General features: G+C 65.5%; 20 protein-coding genes and 2 tRNA genes. 13 read left to right on the top strand and 9 right to left on the bottom strand.

What is annotated here, in order from left to right; translation table 11 throughout:
* Positions 1 to 9: 9 nt before the first annotated feature.
* The gene (locus LG306_RS12755; protein WP_404415074.1) at positions 10 to 453 is read right to left on the bottom strand and encodes a hypothetical protein; all 444 of its coding nucleotides are present in this window, start codon (positions 451 to 453) and stop codon (positions 10 to 12) included.
* Positions 454 to 608: 155 nt separating this feature from the next.
* Between LG306_RS12755 and flbT the strand changes: the two genes are divergently transcribed.
* Complete coding sequence (flbT, locus tag LG306_RS12750) at positions 609 to 1,031, top strand: flagellar biosynthesis repressor FlbT (protein ID WP_404415071.1); 423 nt, start codon at positions 609 to 611, stop codon at positions 1,029 to 1,031.
* On the top strand, positions 991 to 1,356 hold the full coding sequence (gene flaF, locus LG306_RS12745; protein WP_017505215.1) for a flagellar biosynthesis regulator FlaF: 366 nt from the start codon (positions 991 to 993) through the stop codon (positions 1,354 to 1,356). Before flbT ends, flaF begins: the two co-directional genes overlap by 41 nt.
* Before the next feature lie 251 nt (positions 1,357 to 1,607).
* Here the strand turns inward: flaF and LG306_RS12740 are convergent, their stop codons facing one another.
* The 7 genes from LG306_RS12740 to LG306_RS12710 form a co-directional block, all read right to left on the bottom strand.
* On the bottom strand, positions 1,608 to 2,372 hold the full coding sequence (locus tag LG306_RS12740) for an exopolysaccharide biosynthesis protein (RefSeq protein WP_404415068.1): 765 nt from the start codon (positions 2,370 to 2,372) through the stop codon (positions 1,608 to 1,610).
* A 99-nt stretch (positions 2,373 to 2,471) separates the two neighbouring features.
* The gene (locus LG306_RS12735; protein WP_017505213.1) at positions 2,472 to 2,657 is read right to left on the bottom strand and encodes a DUF3008 family protein; all 186 of its coding nucleotides are present in this window, start codon (positions 2,655 to 2,657) and stop codon (positions 2,472 to 2,474) included.
* Positions 2,658 to 2,686: 29 nt separating this feature from the next.
* The gene (locus LG306_RS12730; protein ID WP_404415065.1) at positions 2,687 to 3,856 is read right to left on the bottom strand and encodes an isovaleryl-CoA dehydrogenase; all 1,170 of its coding nucleotides are present in this window, start codon (positions 3,854 to 3,856) and stop codon (positions 2,687 to 2,689) included.
* Positions 3,857 to 3,899: 43 nt separating this feature from the next.
* A complete protein-coding gene (locus LG306_RS12725) occupies positions 3,900 to 5,045 on the bottom strand; it encodes a glycoside hydrolase family protein (RefSeq protein ID WP_404415062.1) in 1,146 nt (381 codons plus the stop codon).
* Positions 5,046 to 5,123: 78 nt separating this feature from the next.
* Positions 5,124 to 6,542 (bottom strand): magnesium transporter, encoded by a 1,419-nt coding sequence (mgtE, locus tag LG306_RS12720; RefSeq protein ID WP_045811312.1) that lies wholly within the window; start codon positions 6,540 to 6,542, stop codon positions 5,124 to 5,126.
* A 65-nt stretch (positions 6,543 to 6,607) separates the two neighbouring features.
* Positions 6,608 to 6,692, bottom strand: a tRNA-Leu gene (locus tag LG306_RS12715).
* An 86-nt stretch (positions 6,693 to 6,778) separates the two neighbouring features.
* Positions 6,779 to 7,030 carry a FliM/FliN family flagellar motor switch protein gene (locus LG306_RS12710; RefSeq protein WP_017505209.1) on the bottom strand — a complete coding sequence of 84 codons (252 nt, stop codon included), beginning with the start codon at positions 7,028 to 7,030 and terminating at the stop codon, positions 6,779 to 6,781.
* Between the two features lie 65 nt (positions 7,031 to 7,095).
* Between LG306_RS12710 and lipB the strand changes: the two genes are divergently transcribed.
* The 4 genes from lipB (at position 7,096) to LG306_RS12690 (ending at position 10,626) form a co-directional block, all read left to right on the top strand.
* Positions 7,096 to 7,812, top strand: coding sequence for a lipoyl(octanoyl) transferase LipB (lipB, locus tag LG306_RS12705; protein WP_404415057.1), 717 nt, complete (start codon positions 7,096 to 7,098; stop codon positions 7,810 to 7,812).
* A gap of 126 nt (positions 7,813 to 7,938) precedes the next feature.
* Positions 7,939 to 9,423, top strand: coding sequence for a hypothetical protein (locus LG306_RS12700; protein ID WP_404415054.1), 1,485 nt, complete (start codon positions 7,939 to 7,941; stop codon positions 9,421 to 9,423).
* A gap of 72 nt (positions 9,424 to 9,495) precedes the next feature.
* Positions 9,496 to 9,990 carry a peptide-methionine (R)-S-oxide reductase MsrB gene (msrB, locus tag LG306_RS12695; protein WP_404415051.1) on the top strand — a complete coding sequence of 165 codons (495 nt, stop codon included), beginning with the start codon at positions 9,496 to 9,498 and terminating at the stop codon, positions 9,988 to 9,990.
* Positions 9,991 to 10,038: 48 nt separating this feature from the next.
* The gene (locus LG306_RS12690) at positions 10,039 to 10,626 is read left to right on the top strand and encodes a hypothetical protein (protein WP_404415049.1); all 588 of its coding nucleotides are present in this window, start codon (positions 10,039 to 10,041) and stop codon (positions 10,624 to 10,626) included.
* Between the two features lie 66 nt (positions 10,627 to 10,692).
* On the opposite strand, the gene LG306_RS12685 is transcribed toward LG306_RS12690, so the two are convergent.
* Positions 10,693 to 10,767 (bottom strand) — tRNA-Thr (locus LG306_RS12685).
* A gap of 110 nt (positions 10,768 to 10,877) precedes the next feature.
* On the opposite strand from LG306_RS12685, the gene LG306_RS12680 reads away from it, so the two are divergent.
* From LG306_RS12680 to LG306_RS12650, 7 genes are all read left to right on the top strand, one after another.
* Positions 10,878 to 11,075 (top strand): hypothetical protein, encoded by a 198-nt coding sequence (locus LG306_RS12680; RefSeq protein WP_404415046.1) that lies wholly within the window; start codon positions 10,878 to 10,880, stop codon positions 11,073 to 11,075.
* A 104-nt stretch (positions 11,076 to 11,179) separates the two neighbouring features.
* Positions 11,180 to 12,469: a UDP-N-acetylglucosamine 1-carboxyvinyltransferase gene (gene murA, locus LG306_RS12675; RefSeq protein ID WP_404415043.1), complete on the top strand. Its 1,290-nt coding sequence runs from the start codon at positions 11,180 to 11,182 to the stop codon at positions 12,467 to 12,469.
* Positions 12,459 to 12,944, top strand: a complete 486-nt coding sequence (locus LG306_RS12670) for a DUF2948 family protein (protein WP_066551770.1) — start codon at positions 12,459 to 12,461, stop codon at positions 12,942 to 12,944. The genes murA and LG306_RS12670 overlap by 11 nt, the downstream gene beginning before the upstream one ends.
* Entirely contained in the window at positions 12,941 to 13,408 is a 468-nt protein-coding gene (locus LG306_RS12665; protein ID WP_017505201.1) for a UPF0262 family protein, read from the top strand. Before LG306_RS12670 ends, LG306_RS12665 begins: the two co-directional genes overlap by 4 nt.
* A 103-nt stretch (positions 13,409 to 13,511) precedes the next feature.
* Positions 13,512 to 13,730 (top strand): translation initiation factor IF-1, encoded by a 219-nt coding sequence (gene infA / locus LG306_RS12660; protein ID WP_008261544.1) that lies wholly within the window; start codon positions 13,512 to 13,514, stop codon positions 13,728 to 13,730.
* Complete coding sequence (locus LG306_RS12655) at positions 13,731 to 14,312, top strand: Maf family protein (RefSeq protein WP_404415038.1); 582 nt, start codon at positions 13,731 to 13,733, stop codon at positions 14,310 to 14,312.
* The gene (locus LG306_RS12650; RefSeq protein WP_404415035.1) at positions 14,309 to 15,343 is read left to right on the top strand and encodes a ribonuclease E/G; all 1,035 of its coding nucleotides are present in this window, start codon (positions 14,309 to 14,311) and stop codon (positions 15,341 to 15,343) included. Before LG306_RS12655 ends, LG306_RS12650 begins: the two co-directional genes overlap by 4 nt.
* Positions 15,344 to 15,345: the final 2 nt, after the last annotated feature.

The raw sequence follows: 15,345 nt of genomic DNA, 5'->3' as shown, positions 1-15,345 counted from the left end.
ATTCTCTCCTTATTGCGCCGGAGCGTCTTGATCGCCGTCCGGGCCGTATCCCAGGTCGGTGATGTCGTCATCGGAAAGCCGCTTGGCCTCCCAGTGTGCGGCGCTGGCCTGTGCGCCGCGTTCGTTTTCCATCAGGCCCGAATAGACCAGCTCGACTTCGTCCGGCGCCGACGCAGGCCCGCCTTCGGCGTCGATCTGATCGCGGGTTTCGCCATCCACGCCCAGCAGGGCGTCGGCTTCGCGTTCGATGCCGTCGAGGGCCAACTGGTCATCGAGATCAATCTCGGCGTCTTCGTCGAAATCCTCTTCGTCGGCGTCGCCATCGGCCTGGGTCACGTCCAGCACCTGATCGGCTTCATCCAGCAAAAATTCGCCGTCGCCCTCGTCGTCCAGATGGGTTTCGTCGAACGTCTCAGACTGTTCCTGATCGTCCTGATAGTCGTTGTCCGGCATGGTCGTCTCCTCTTCGACAAGCCAACGCAACGGCGACGATACGCGTTCCAGCGGATCGCTCTCACAAGGGATGGTTAACTGATGCCGGGGTAGAGTCTGATTCACTCGGAGCTGTCGTGCGCGACCGGCTCGACACGACTGGAGTACGGTCCTCAATGGCCTTGAAGCTGTCGCTGAAACCCGGCGAAAAGTTCGTTCTGAATGGCGCCGTGGTCCAGAACGGCGATCGTCGCGGCGTGCTGATCCTTCAGAACCGCGCCAGCGTCCTGCGCGAGAAGGACATCATGCAGGCCGAGGATGTCACTACGCCCGCACGCCGCATCTATTTCCCGATCATGATGATGTATCTGGACGAGAGTTCGGCGTCGAAGTTCTTCGACGAACTGGCCCTGCGGATCACGGAATTCATGGGCGCTACACAGAATCCCGAGATACTGGCGGAATGTGTCGCGGCCTCGCGTCATGTGCTGGCGCGCGAATACTACAAGGCCCTGATGTCGGCGCGTAAGATTGTCGAGTATGAAGAGAGAGTGCTGAATGTCGCTTCAGGCCTACACAGCGGCGACGGCGAGGGCTGAAAGCCCGCGCGACCTGGAGTACCGTCTGTTCGGTCAGGTCACGCGCGCTCTGGTTCACGCTTCGACCGTCGATGAATCCGACATCGCCACCCGCATCGATGCGCTGGACTGGAACCGGCGTCTCTGGTCGACGCTGGCCGGCGAGTGCAGCGACCCGGGCAACGCCCTGGGCGCTCCGATGCGGGCGCAGATCATTTCGCTGAGCCTGTTCGTCAATCGCCATTCCTCGGCGATCATGCGAGGCGAGGAGAGCTTCCAGGACCTGATCGACATCAACCGCATGATCATGCAGGGCCTGTCCGGCGGGGCGTCGCCGACGCAGTAGATCGGCACGCGTTCACGAAAGCGCGAACCCCATTGGCGCAAGCCGTTGAGCGGTCTTATGATTCACCTCCCTGTTCAACAGTCGAAAGGAGGTGATCCAGTGTCTCATTGTCATCAATCGCGAGCGGCGACCGCGACCCTGGCCCTCGGAGAGGGTCTGGTCTGAGCCTTTCAGACTGAGTTGCGGCCGGACCGTTCGCGGTCAGGCAATGAAGGGTCGTCGGGGAAACCCGGCGGCCCTTTTTGTCGCCGTCAGTGCAGCAGCTTAGCGAACCAGCCGGTGACGTGCTGCGCGACCTCGACCACCGTGGCCCAGATCAGGAACAGATAGAGGGCGCTGGCAGCGGTGGCGACGACGCCGAGCAGGATGGCGACGCCGTCGCGCTGCATCATGCCTAGGGCGAACAGAACCAGGGCGATGCCGGGCAAAGCGTCCCCGAACGGAATGGGCAAGGCCATGATCAGGGCCAACACGACGCAGACCAAGCCGGTGAAGGTGTCGGCGACATCGCCGGTCAGCAGCGGCAGGCGCGGGCGGGTCAAGCGTTCGATGGCGCGGACCATCTTCAGGACGCTCAGCCCATTCGGCCGTCTGCGAACGGCGCGCCTCACGCCGTCGGAAAAGATGTAGCCGCGCCCGGCGATCCGCACCTTTGCCGACAGCACCCAGCGGCGTAGCCAGGCGGGGGCTGCGAACGGCGTGGCGATCAAGGACGTGTAGGCGGCGCGGGACACCGAAGCCTTCAACATCCAGCGCGGCAGCCACACGCTCTGCCTCTGGAAGGCCAGTTCCAGAGACATCAGGATGATCGGTACGGCGAAGACCGCCTTGCCGCCGGGCGGCCAGGGCAAAAGCGCCAGCAGCGACAGGATCAGGATCATGGCCCCGAATCCGCGCTCGCCGAACGACGCGACCAGTTCGGCCATGGTCAGCTTGGGTTCTGGGGCGTGCCCGAGGTCTTCAAGGACGTCGGAGAACCGCCGCAGGTCGTCGTTGGGGGGCGGTTGGGCGGGCATCAGGCGGGGCGCTCGGCTGGAGATTGCGCCCATCTAGGCGGTCGGCGCGCGGATCGCCACTTACAGAACGGACAGGTCCTCAGATAAATCGACTGTGTCTCAGTCCTTCACGTGCTCGGGTTTGCCCTTGCGCTTGGTTTCGGCAAGCTCTGCCAGCTGCTTTTCCGTCATGGACTCGACCATGGACCTGGATGCGCCCTTCAGCTTCGACTTCGGGGTGTCCCCACGCTTGGCCGACAGGGCGGCGCCGGCGGCCTTTTGCTGAGCGGCGGATTTGGCGGGCATGGTCTGTCTCCTTGTGCGGAGACAAGCCGTCAGCCGCCCAGCAGTTCCCGTCCGATCAGGAAGCGGCGGATCTCGTTGGTGCCGGCGCCGATGTCATAGAGTTTGGCGTCGCGGACCAGGCGTTCCACCGGCCATTCCTTGGTGTAGCCGGCGCCGCCCAGGGCCTGAACGGCCTCCATCGTGACCTTCACCGCATTCTCGGACGCCAGCAGGATCGCGCCCGCCGCATCGTAGCGCGTTGTCAGGCCGGCGTCGCAGGCACGGGCGACCGAATAGACATAGGCGCGGGCGCTGTTCAGGGCGACATACATGTCGGCGATCTTGCCCTGCATCAGCTGGAACGAGCCGATCGGCTTTCCGAACTGCTTGCGGTCGCGGACGTAGGGCAGGACCACGTCGAGTGCGGCTTGCATGATGCCGAGCGGACCGGCGGCCAGAACGGCGCGCTCATAGTCCAGGCCGCTCATCAGCACGCCGGCGCCGCCGCCCAGCGGACCCATGATGTTGTCTTCCGGCACTTCGCAATCCTCGAACACCAGTTCGGCGGTGTCCGAGCCGCGCATGCCCATCTTGTCCAGCTTTTTGGAGACGCTGAAACCCTTCATGCCCTTTTCGATCAGGAAGGCGGTGCAACCCTTTGATCCCGCATCCGGATCGGTCTTGGCATAGACGACGAGGGTGTCGGCGTGGGGGGCGTTGGTGATCCAGAACTTGGTGCCGTTCAGGACGTAGCGATCGCCCTTCTTTTCGGCGCGGGTGCGCATCGACATGACGTCGGAACCTGATCCGGCCTCGGACATGGCCAGCGAACCGACGTGTTCACCGCTGATCAGCTTGGGCAGATATTTCTGCTTCTGTTCGGCCGTGCCCCAGCGCCGAATCTGATTGACGCACAGGTTGGAGTGGGCGCCGTAGCTCAGGCCGATCGAGGCCGAGGCGCGCGACACTTCCTCCATCGCGACGACATGTTCGAGATAGCCCAGGCCAAGGCCGCCGAACTCTTCCTCGACGGTGATTCCGTGCAGGCCCAGCTCGCCCATCTCGGGCCAGAGTTCGCGTTTGAACGCGTTCTTTTCGTCGATCTCGGCGGCCAGCGGGGCCAGACGATCGGAGGCCCAACGGGCGGTGGTGTCGCGGATGGCGTCGGCGTTGTCGCCAAGGCCGAATTCCATGGATTGGGGCGCGAAGGGAATGCTCATGCGCTAGGGCGTAGCATCGCGCACGGCCTTTCGCCAAGCGCTGTCAGACGCGGTCAGCCCGTCCCCAGCGCCGATAGCAGTTGTAGCCTGATACGCCGAGGCAGGCGGCGGCGACCAGGATCAGGACCCAGGCGACCGTGGCGGTGTCGCTGCTGTTCGATAGCGACGCGCGGCGAAAGGCGGCCATGGCGACGCCGAGGCACAGGGCGCCTAGGCCGCCCATGATGACGAAGGTCAGGGTTTCACCCAGGCCCGAGCGCCGCTTGGCCCGAGCGCGGGCCACCACCTCGCGCGTGCTCAGCACGTCTTCGCTGGCGGCGGCATCACCTTCGATGGCCGGTGCGGCGGCGCTGTCGCCGGACGCGGCTTCGGCCAGTCCCGGCGCGGTCAGCACCACGCTGGTCTTCTGCGCATCGGCGAAGCCCAACGGCGTCTCCGGCTGTTGGGTTTCAACCGGGGCGTGGATGTCGTTGGCGGCGATGATCGGCGCGGCGACGGAGACGCTCTCCGATTGCCGGGTCAACGGCACGACGTCCGGGACCGGGCCGACAGCCGTCGCGGTATAGACGGCGTGCGGCTGAGGCACGATGGTCGCTTGAGCCAGCGCTGCGCCGTCTTGCGCCGGGAAGGGAGCGAGGGCTTCATCCAGGGCGCCTTCGACGGCGGGCAGGGTCGGTTCATCCGTCTCGAAAGGAGACGGCAGAGGCGCGGCCAAAAGGTCCGCCAGCGTGACCGGCGCGCCGGGCGCGGCGTTGAACAGCGCATGTTCAGCCGAGCGACGGCGGGTCGGGGTTTCGGCTGCGGCTTCATCGGCCCAGGCGCTCATGGAAGCGGACGCCTGACGAGCAGATCCTGCATTCAACTGCTTGACCACGTGGGAGGCGGCGAACCTGTCTGCGCCGATGGAAAAGGCGAAACTGGCCAGGGCGTCGAACTGATGCTGGTTGAGGGGAACGCGGACGTGATCGGCCACGGCCTTCACGACCGGGATTAGGTCGTATTGCATCAGCAGTTCGGCCTCGGCCTCGGACACTCTTGCGCCCTCACGGGCCGACTGGGTGTGGCCATAGCCGATGACCCAGCGACCGTCGCTGCGCTGCATGGCCCGAGGCCGGAAGCCTTCGAAACTCTTGATCAGCAGGACGCCCTCGCGGGACACCTTGGTCGGTTTTGGGAGGACGTCAGACACAGTTGACCCAATTGGAAACAGGCGCGCGGCGCTCGCACCGCTCCCAGCAAGGGCCGCGCCGGATCGTCCGCCTCGTGTCTAGAGCAGCACCAGTGTGGCCAGACCAAGGAAGATTAGGAAGCCGAAGAAGTCGGTGGTCGCCGTAACGAACACCGCCGACGACACGGCAGGGTCGAACTTCAGCTTCGACAGTGTCAGGGGCGTCAGGACCCCGATCGATGCGGCGACCAGCAGGTTCAGGATCATGGCCGCGCCGATCACCAGGCCGATCTTCCAGTCTTCGTCCCGGAACCAGAAGCCGGCCGCGATGCCGATCAGAGGCGCCAGAATCAGGCCGTTGGCCAGGCCGACCACCATCTCGCGCCAGAAGGTGCGCGGGGCGTTCGAACTGTTCAGCTCGCGTGTCGCCAGGGCGCGCACGGTCACGGTCAGGGCCTGGGTGCCGGCGTTGCCGCCGATGGCCGAGACGATCGGCATGAGCACGGCGAGAGCGACGATCTGCTGGATGGTGGCTTCGAACAGGCCGATAACGCTGGCGCCCAGGGCCGCCGTCGCCAGGTTGATCGCCAGCCAGGGCACGCGACCGCGCACGATTTCGGGCACGGACGAACCGCGGTCCTCGTCGGCGACACCGGCCAGACGCAGGATGTCCTCGCGGTTTTCTTCCTGAATGATGTTGACGATATCATCGACGGTGATCTGACCGACCAGCCGACCGGCCGCGTCAACGACGGGCGCCGAGATCAGGTGGTATTTCTCGAAGATGTAGGCGACCTCTTCCTGATCCTGATCGACGGCGATCTCGTTGATCGGCTCCATAAGATCGGTCAGGGCGACGGTGCGGGCGGCTCGCAGCAGGCCGCTGATCGGCACGCCGCCGACCGGACGGTTCAGCGGATCGACCACATAGATGTCGAAGAACAGCTCGGGCAGGTCGTCGCCCTGTTTGCGGATGTGGTCGATGGTGTCGCCCACGCTCCAGAACTGGGGCGCGGCCATCACCTCGCGCTGCATCAGGCGGCCGGCGGATTCTTCCGCATAGCCCAGGCTGCTTTCGATGGCGGCGCGATCGACTTCGGGCATGGCGGCCAGAACGCGTTCGCGCTGGTCGTCTTCCAGGTCTTCGACGACGGCTGCGGCGTCGTCGGAATCCAGTTCCTGCAGCGCCTCGGCCAGGGTGCCGTGCGGGACCCGCTCCAGCACCTCCTCGCGGATATTGTCGTCGAGCTCGGGCAGGGTCTCGGCCAGAAGCTCGGGCGGCAACCAAAGGACCACGACGGCGCGGTGTTCCGCCGTCAGAAAGCCCATCAGGTCGGCGACGTCGGCCGGGTGCAGGTCTTCCAACAACGAGCGCAGCCGCATCCCGTCGCCGTCGTCGGCGGCGTCCACGACTTTCTCGACGAATTGGGGGGTGAGGACATAGTCCTCGTCCAGGGCGGCGTGGTCTTCGTTATCGAGCGTCTCGTCTGGAGCAAAGGCGGTGTCCGTGGTGCTCACGTGGTCGCCTCCCTTGGTAGAATGTCCAGCCGTATTTAGCCGATGAATCGCCCTGTTTAGCCAGATGGTGCGGTCGAGAAGACTCGAACTTCCACGGGTTGCCCCACAGCGACCTCAACGCTGCGCGTCTACCAATTCCGCCACGACCGCTCGCATCGGAGCGGCGGCGAATAGACGAAGCCGTTGGAAAAGGAAAGGGTGAAATGAACGACGCAAAGACGTCGCGGATCAGAGCATCAGGCCGAGCCGGCCATGAAGTCGTACACGTCCGCCTGACGGGTGACGGTGATGGCGATACGGTCGTCTCGAATCTCGATTTCGCCGCGCGCGACCGGATAGTTGTTGGCCAGGATCCAGACCTCGTCGCCTTCTGCGGCGTCTAGGGGAATCACCGCGCCGCGCCCCATGCGCAGCAGTTGCGACATCGGCAGCACCGAGCGACCCAGAACCACTGAGATTTCGACATCGACGGCGTTGATCTGGGTCACGTAAAGCTCTCTTCACTGGAGGGCCGTCTCTTGCAGAAACGCCCTGGCGATCACATTGAAGCCTCATGCTTGCTGAGCCGTTAAGCCCGTCCCTTCAGAAACTGCGTCTCGACGATGACCGACCAGTCGAATGGGCCGTGTCGAAAGGCTACGTCGACTATGCGGCCGCAGAGGCCTTCATGGAGGCGCGCGTCGCGGCCATTGCGGCGGGCGAGGCGAATGAGATGGTCTGGTTGCTGGAGCATCCGCCGCTCTACACCGCCGGCGTCTCGGCCAAGGACGACGACCTTCTGGATGCCGGCCGGTTTCCGGTGCACCGCACAGGGCGGGGCGGGCAGTTCACCTATCACGGGCCGGGACAGCGCGTGGCCTATGTGATGCTGGACCTGAACCGGCGCGGCAAGGACGTCCGGTGTTTCGTGCGCGGGCTTGAACTGTGGCTGATCGGCGCCCTGGAGACGTTCGGCGTTAAGGCCGACATCCGGCCGGGTCGCGTGGGCGTGTGGGTCGAGCGCAAGGGGGCAGGGTGGTCGCGTGAGGACAAGATCGCCGCCATCGGCGTCAAGGTTCGCAAATGGGTCAGCTTCCACGGCATCAGCCTGAACGTGGAGCCGGATCTGGATCATTTCGGCGGCATCGTCCCCTGCGGCATTCAGGAACACGGCGTCACCAGCCTGGTCGATCTCGGCGTTCTGGCGACGATGGACGAGGCGGACGAGGCCTTGAGGCGCAGCTTCGATCGGATCTTCGGCGCAGCGGTCGAGGCGCCGGCGCCGCTTTGATGCGCGCCGCATCGCCGCAGCCCATGTGACAATCGGGCGAAATCCCGCGCGGCGGGGTTGGCAAGCGCCGGACGCATGAGGTTTAACCTTTCCCACGAGCTTGAAATCAAAGGCCGCAGGAAACCCATGAACCGAATGATCGCCGCCGCATCGGCCGCCGTTCTGTCGCTGACCGTCGCCGCCGGCGCCGCTGTCGCACAGGATTTTCGCGCTCTGGCGCAACAGGACCTTCAGGCCGCGCATGACGCCCTGGCCGCCAACCACCCCGCCGCCGTGATTCCCGGCGCGCCCAGCGAAGCGTTTCGCAGCTGGATCGATTCCGGCCTGACCGATGCGCAAGGCAAGGTTGGCCGCGTGAACAGCGGCGACAGCCACGCCTATCTGATGCGCTACTACGCCAACGGCTTCCGCGATTCGAACATCGCGATTCGCCCGACCTACGAAGGCCTCGGCCCCTTCTTCGCGACCAGCTGGCCGGGCGTGACCACGGCGTGGCGCAACGGCGAATATGTCGTTTCCTATGTGAAGCCCGGCGTTCGCAACGTGCCGCCGCTCGGCGCGACCCTGGTCAAATGCGGCGACAAGACCGCCGCTCAGTTGGCCGAAGAGCGGCTGGACCGCTGGGAAGGCGACCTGACGACGGAAGCCGGACGTGTCCGCACCGCCCCCTATCTGCTGTGGAACCGCAACAACCCGTTCACCGGCGGCGTGCCCTCGCTTTGCACCTTCAAGGTCGGGCGTCGTGATCGCGACTTCCAGATGCAGCCCCAGCCGGCCGACGCCGCCAGCCTGGAAGCCGCCTATCGCGCCACCGTCTACACGCCGGGCGCCAATCCGCTGTCGGTCGAGACGGTCGATGGCCGTCCGTGGATCAACGTTCACACCCTGGCTGACGACGCCGGATGGGACGCCTTCTACGCCGCTGTCGAAGCCCAACTGCCCGCCATTCGCGAGGCGCAGGGGCTGGTCATCGATCTGCGCGGTGCAAACGGCGCTTCGCTGAATGCGACGGGCAAGGGCTATGGCTTGGCCAACCGCATCTGGACGCCGGAGTTCACCGTCAGCCGTCAGCCTGAAGCCGGCTCGATCACCTACCGCGCCACGCCCGCGAACCGTCAGTGGTTCGCCGACACCTTGGCGCGCATGCAGGCCGACCCGCGCTTCGTCGCCGAATCCGGCCCGGTGATTGAACAGACCCAGGCCATCGTCGCCGCCTTCGATTCGGCCCTGGCCGCCAATCAGCCGACCTTCACCATGCCAGGCCGTCCTTCGGTGGCGGACACGGGCGCGGCGAATCCGGTCGCGGGTCCAGTCGTGGTCCTGGTCGACAGCGGCTGCACCAGCGGGTGCCTGGATACGCTGGATCTGCTGACGCGCCTGCCGAACGTGCGACTGGCGGGATCGGTGACGGCCGAGGACTCGATCTTCATCGAACCGACTGTGCTGCGCCTGCCGTCGAACTATGCCGAGCTGACCTATGGTCATAAGGCCTGGACCACGCGTCAACGCGGCAACGATGCGCCCTTCACCCCGGCGCAGGGCCTTGCCTATACCGGCTCGGCGACGGACGAAGCGGCCGTGCGCGCCTGGGTGGGCACGCTGTTCCAATAAGGAACGGTCGGTCGAATGAACGAGGGGCGGGCAGGGGTGGAACCCTTGGCCCGCCCTTCTTATTTGCAGTCCATGACCGATCTCGCCCAAACCTCCGAATCCCTCCGTTCGCCGTCGGGCTATGACCTGACGCCGCCAAACGCCGAAGAACGCGTCCGGCTCGAAGCCGATCTGAACCCAGAGGAAAAGCGCGTCCTGCTGTCTCATGGCACGGAGGCGCCCTTCTGCGGCACTCTGCTGGGCGAGAAGCGGGCAGGCGTCTTCTGCTGCCGCGAATGCGGCTTGCCGCTGTTCAAGAGCGGAACAAAGTTCGAAAGCGGCACCGGCTGGCCCAGCTTCACCCAACCGGTCGATGAAGCCCACGTCCACGCGATCCGCGACACCAGCTACGGCATGATCCGGATCGAGACCCAATGCGCCCGGTGCGGCAGCCACCAGGGTCACGTCTTCCCCGACGGCCCGCCGCCCGCCGGAAACCGCTATTGCATCAACTCGGTCGCGCTCAGTTTCGTGGCCGAAGGCGAGGCCCTGCCGGACCCCCTGAACCGGGGCGACGGCATCGCCTGACCTTGGCCTCAATCGCTGTGCTAGGATGATGTCGAACGGAGGTGGCCTATGCTGATCGCAAGTCTCTTGGCGGGTGTGGCGCTGGCGGCGTCGGACGGTGATCCTGACGGCGTGGTGACGACCGCGCCGACAAACGCGCCCACCCTGGCTCAGGCCCTGGCGGCGGCGCCTGAGGCGTCGTTGACTGCGCCGACGGCTCAGGACGCCGCACCGCACGGCATGACCACCGAACAGCAGATCCAATACTGGATCAGCGCGCGCACGCCGGGCGCCAGCTTCGACGAAAGCGCAGAGCCGGGCGCGCCGGCCGAGCGCAAGATGCATGGCATGGTCGAGGCCGGGATCGGCACCGGGGGCTATCGCAGCTATGGCGCGGCCGTTTCCTTGCCCGTCGGCGAGAACGGCCGCCTGGACCTCGCCTACCGCGAAGGCCGCAACGAGCCGTGGGGCTACGGCTACGACGGCTATGGTCTGCGCGGGCCGGGCTTCTACTCGCCCTATGGCGGCAGCTGGCGCGGTCGAGGCTATGGGGCCGACACCACGACCAAGTCGATGTCTATGGGGTTCAGCTGGAGCAAGGACGGCGATGCGGATGACCGCGATCCCTATCGCCGCGGCCTGTACGGCTACGACTGAAGGCTTTTTTGTCCGATCTGGAAATCAAAAAGGCCCGGCGAAAGCCGGGCCTTTTCAAGTCTCAGATGGTGCCGCCGGGGGGAATCGAACCCACGACCTCAGCCTTACCAAGGATGCGCTCTACCACTGAGCTACGGCGGCCCCGACTGAGGAAGCGGCCGTATAGCCAAACCCTTCCGGGGAGGGAAGCGGCTTTTTGACGATCTGAAAGAAAGTTTGGACATGGCCCGTGATCACGGCATCATCGCGCCATGACTCGCACGCCGCATGACGCCAATACGCCCTCCGCCGCCGCGCAGGCGACGCCGATCGTCGAATCGGGGCCGGAATTCGAGAAAGCGCGCGCAAAGGCGGAAAAGGCCATGCGGCTGGCCTCGGCGCTCCGGGCCAATCTGCGCCGGCGCAAGGCGCCCGCGCGCACGCCGGCCGCGCCGCGCGACAGCAACTGAAAGTCATCGGCTCGCGATCACGCAGCCCTTTGGCAAGCGCCCGCCGGCTTGCTAGAGAACCTTCCCCCCCCGAGGCGTTGGCATCGGGCGCGCTTAAGGACGTCATGGACAGCATCGCCATTCAGGGCGGCGCCCAGCTTTTCGGGGACATTCCCGTCAGCGGCGCCAAGAACTCCGCCATCAAGCTGATGGCCGCCTCGATCCTGACGGATCAGCCTTTGCTGCTGACCAATATGCCGCGCCTGGCCGACACCCGGTTCCTGGGTCAGTTGCTGCGCCAGTTCGGCATCGAAGTGACCGAGCGTGACGGCGCGGATGGTCAGGAAAGTCTATTCCACGCAAAGGATCTGACCTCGACCTTCGCCCCCTATGATCTGGTGCGCCAGATGCGGGCCTCGTTCAATGTGCTGGGGCCTCTGCTGGCGCGCACCGGCGAGGCCAAGGTCTCGCTGCCAGGCGGCTGCACCATCGGTGCGCGTCCGGTCGATCTGCACCTGCAGGCGCTGACGGCGCTGGGCGCAGAGATCGAGCTGGACGAAGGCTATGTCACCGCCCGCGCGCCCAAGGGCCTGAAGGGCGCCGAGATCGAATTCCCCTTCGTTTCGGTCGGCGCCACCGAACATGCGCTTCTGGCCGCCGTGCTGGCGGAAGGCACGACCGTCCTGCGACGCGCGGCGCGCGAACCCGAGATCGGCGATCTGGCCCACTGTCTGACGGCCATGGGCGCTAGGATCGAGGGCATCGACACCGACGTCCTGACCATCACCGGCGTCTCGTCGCTGAACGGGACGACCTGGTCTGTGATTCCCGACCGGATCGAAATGGGCTCCTACGCCGTCGCCGCCGCCATGGCGGGCGGCGAGGTGCGCCTGACCAAGGCGCGGGCTGAACTGATCGGTTCGCTGACCGACAAGATGGTCGAGGCGGGCGTCGAGGTGTCGCCGACCGCCGACGGCGTGCTGATCAAGCGCGACCCGAAGCAGCGACTGAGGGCCGTGGACGTCGAGACGGCCATCTATCCGGGCTTCGCCACCGATCTCCAGGCCCAGTTCATGGCGCTGATGACGACGGCGGACGGCGTCAGCACGGTTCGCGAGACGATCTTCGAAAACCGCTTCATGCATGTGCCGGAGTTGGCGCGACTGGGCGCCGACATTTCGGTTCATGCCGGAGAGGCGCACGTCACCGGCGTCGAAATCCTGCACGGTGCACCGGTTATGGCGACCGACCTGCGCGCGTCCATGTGCCTGGTCATTGCGGGCCTCGTCGCTGAGGGCGACACGACGGTCGGACGCGTCTATCATCTGGATCGCGGTTTCGAGCGTTTGGAAGAAAAGCTCGGCGCGTGCGGAGCCGACATCCGCCGCATAAAGGGAACAGGTGATGAGCACTGAGATCGATGGCGTCATCCCCGAAGCCAAGGCGCCGGTCGAACCGCTGCGTCTGCTGGCCGAGGACGCCGACGATCTTCAGATCATCTCCGCCGCGCTCCAAGACGCCATCCTGCGGCCCGTCGATATTGTCTGGGAAAAGGCGGCCCGAACCCTAACCATCGCCTTTAGCCGCTTCTGCTGGGAGTGCGGCGGGACGCGGGTGATGTGCGCCATGCAGTTCGGCGATGTGTTGGCGGTCAAGAGCCGTCGCCTGTCGCGCAGTCCCGACGCCTCGCTCGAACTGCTCGCGCTCGACTTCATTCCGACCGAGGACCTGAGCGGGCGCGTCATCCTGATGTTCGCCGGCGGCGGCGACCTGCGAATCGACGTGGAATGTCTGGACGCCGTCGTCACGGACATCTCCGACCGCTGGCCCGCACGGATCGCGCCGACCCACCTGGACACGCCCGAACTGGACGAAGGGACTGCGGCATGAGCGCCGATCACAAGCTGGCCTCGGTCGAACTGGACGCCGCGACCCTGCCGGCGGCGACGGCCGAGATCGAGCACGAGCGTCGCGTCGCCATCTTTGATCTGGTCGAGAAGAACAGCTTCGAGCCCGTCGGCGCCGAGGGTGGACCCTACAGGCTGAAGCTGTCGCTTCAGGACAATCGTCTGGTGTTCGACATCGACGGCGAGAACTTCACGCGGACCTACGCCATCAGCCTGACGCCGCTTAAGGGCGTGATCAAAGACTATCTGATGATCTGCGACAGCTACTATGAGGCTCTGCGCGGATCCTCGGCCAGCCAGATCGAATCGGTCGACATGGGCCGGCGCGGCCTTCACAACGAAGGGGCCGAGCAGCTGAAGACGCGACTGGACGGCAAGATCGTGGTCGATCACGAGACGTCGCGGCGCCTGTTTACATTGCTCTGCGCCCTCTACCGTCGCGGCTGACCTCGACTATCTCTGTCTTTTCGGGCATTAGGCCCGTCCATTCCGCCCCTCGCGCCCGCCCGGCGTGGGGTCGAACGCATATTCAACGGGCGTGAGAGGCCGCATGGCTAAGGAAGAACTGCTCGAGTTTCCCGGCACCGTCAGCGAACTGCTGCCGAACGCCACTTTCCGCGTGACGCTCGAGAACGACCACGAGATCATCGCCCACACCGCCGGCAAGATGCGCAAGAACCGCATCCGCGTTCTGGCCGGCGACAAGGTGCTGGTCGAAATGACCCCCTACGACCTGACCAAGGGTCGCATCACCTATCGCTTCAAGTAAGTGGCTGCGGGTCGCCCCGAACTGGTGCTGGCTTCGGCCAGCCCGCGCCGCATCGAATTGCTGGCGCAGGTCGGGATCACGCCCGACCACATCGATCCCGCCGACATCGACGAAACGCCTATGAAGGGCGAGACCCCGCCGCGTCTGGCCGAACGGCTCGCCACCTCGAAAGCCCTGGTCGTCGCAGAACGCCGTCCCGACGCGGTGGTCATCGCCGCCGATACGGTTGTCGCCGTGGGGCGTCGCTTTCTGGAGAAGGCGGCGGACGAGGCCGAGGCGACACGCTTTCTGAAACTGCTGTCCGGCCGTAATCACCGCGTCTTCACCGGCGTCGCCGTCTGGCGCGCCGGGAAACTGTCGTCGCGCGTCAACGAAACCCGCGTGACCTTCAAACCCTTGTCGGACCACGAGATTGCATCCTACGTCGCCACGGGCGACTGGCGCGGCAAGGCCGGCGGCTATGGCATCCAGGGCCCAGCGGCCGCCTTCATTCAGCGTATCGTCGGCAGCCATCCGTCCGTGATGGGCCTGCCCGTCTACGAAGCCGTCCAGCTTTTGCACGGCGTCGGCTGGCGTTCATGAGCGGCGCAGTCGAGGTCTTCCTCGACGAGACGCCTGGCGAAACGCGTGGCGCGATCATGCGGGACGGTCGCTACACTCATCTTTTGATCCATCGTGAGGATGATGCGGCGCAGACCCGGCTCGGCGCCCGCTCGGTGGGGCGTGTCATTGAGGTGAACCCCGGCTTGCGCGGCGCCTTCGTCGATATCGCCGCACCTGCCGCCGCCTTTCTGCCGTTCCCAAAAAACGACCGACTTACGAAAGGCCAACGGCTGGAAGTCGTCGTCACCGCCGAACCTCGAGCGGGAAAAGGGGCGGTGGTTCGCCGTCTGGGGCCGGGGGAGGGGGCGTCTCGCCTGACCCAGCCCGCACCCAGCATCGCCGCACAGTTGCGCGATTTCGCGCCCGGCGAGGAATCAGTCACCGGCATCCCCGCCATCGACGCCGTGGTCGAGGCAGAGGAGGAGGCTCTGGCTCAATCGGTCGTTTTCGCCTCACACGGAATCGATCTCGCCATCGAACGCACGCGCGCCTTAGTGGCTGTGGACATCGACTTCACCTCCACCCCCGGTCGTGATCCGAAACAGGCAAGGGCGACTGCGAATCGGGAGGGGTTGAAACAGGCGGCGCGGCTGATCGGCCTGCGGAACTGGGGTGGTTTAGTCGTCATCGACATGGTCGGGGACGGTCAGGACGCCGAGGCGCAGTCCAAGGTCGCGCGGGCCGCGTTCGGTCATGAACCCCAGGCCGTCTTCGGACCCGTCAGTCGATTCGGCCTGTTGCAGATGTCGCTTCCCTGGTGTCGCACGCCGATCGAGGAGATTCTGCTCGACGCCTGCGGAAGCCCCTCGGTTCAGACGCGGGCCATATCTGTCGTGCGCGCTTTGCGACGGCAGCTGCTGGCGGATACCTTGTCGCCACGCATCATCGCGCGCTGCGCACCGGACGAAGCCCTGATCGCTTATCCCCTGGCGGCTCGTCTGGGCCCGCGAGCGGTGATTCAGGCCGATGCCGCGATCCCGCCAGGGCGCGGACGAATAGAAGAGGGTTGAGC

Origin of the sequence: Brevundimonas vesicularis (assembly GCF_044807075.1) — a bacterium.
Lineage (GTDB): Bacteria > Pseudomonadota > Alphaproteobacteria > Caulobacterales > Caulobacteraceae > Brevundimonas > Brevundimonas vesicularis_G.
This window is presented reverse-complemented; position numbering and strand designations above follow the sequence as displayed.

What these genes read in the sequence shown, in the direction of transcription:
- LG306_RS12680 (WP_404415046.1), top strand. Translation starts at nt 10,878, where the DNA reads ATGACTCGCACGCCGCATGACGCCAATACGCCCTCCGCCGCCGCGCAG.
- LG306_RS12690 (WP_404415049.1), top strand. Translation starts at nt 10,039, where the DNA reads ATGCTGATCGCAAGTCTCTTGGCGGGTGTGGCGCTGGCGGCGTCGGAC.
- LG306_RS12730 (WP_404415065.1), bottom strand. Translation starts at nt 3,856, where the DNA reads ATGAGCATTCCCTTCGCGCCCCAATCCATGGAATTCGGCCTTGGCGAC.
- LG306_RS12735 (WP_017505213.1), bottom strand. Translation starts at nt 2,657, where the DNA reads ATGCCCGCCAAATCCGCCGCTCAGCAAAAGGCCGCCGGCGCCGCCCTG.
- LG306_RS12670 (WP_066551770.1), top strand. Translation starts at nt 12,459, where the DNA reads ATGAGCACTGAGATCGATGGCGTCATCCCCGAAGCCAAGGCGCCGGTC.
- LG306_RS12665 (WP_017505201.1), top strand. Translation starts at nt 12,941, where the DNA reads ATGAGCGCCGATCACAAGCTGGCCTCGGTCGAACTGGACGCCGCGACC.
- LG306_RS12755 (WP_404415074.1), bottom strand. Translation starts at nt 453, where the DNA reads ATGCCGGACAACGACTATCAGGACGATCAGGAACAGTCTGAGACGTTC.
- LG306_RS12700 (WP_404415054.1), top strand. Translation starts at nt 7,939, where the DNA reads ATGAACCGAATGATCGCCGCCGCATCGGCCGCCGTTCTGTCGCTGACC.
- lipB (WP_404415057.1), top strand. Translation starts at nt 7,096, where the DNA reads ATGCTTGCTGAGCCGTTAAGCCCGTCCCTTCAGAAACTGCGTCTCGAC.
- LG306_RS12740 (WP_404415068.1), bottom strand. Translation starts at nt 2,372, where the DNA reads ATGCCCGCCCAACCGCCCCCCAACGACGACCTGCGGCGGTTCTCCGAC.
- murA (WP_404415043.1), top strand. Translation starts at nt 11,180, where the DNA reads ATGGACAGCATCGCCATTCAGGGCGGCGCCCAGCTTTTCGGGGACATT.
- LG306_RS12650 (WP_404415035.1), top strand. Translation starts at nt 14,309, where the DNA reads ATGAGCGGCGCAGTCGAGGTCTTCCTCGACGAGACGCCTGGCGAAACG.
- flaF (WP_017505215.1), top strand. Translation starts at nt 991, where the DNA reads ATGTCGCTTCAGGCCTACACAGCGGCGACGGCGAGGGCTGAAAGCCCG.
- infA (WP_008261544.1), top strand. Translation starts at nt 13,512, where the DNA reads ATGGCTAAGGAAGAACTGCTCGAGTTTCCCGGCACCGTCAGCGAACTG.
- flbT (WP_404415071.1), top strand. Translation starts at nt 609, where the DNA reads ATGGCCTTGAAGCTGTCGCTGAAACCCGGCGAAAAGTTCGTTCTGAAT.
- msrB (WP_404415051.1), top strand. Translation starts at nt 9,496, where the DNA reads ATGACCGATCTCGCCCAAACCTCCGAATCCCTCCGTTCGCCGTCGGGC.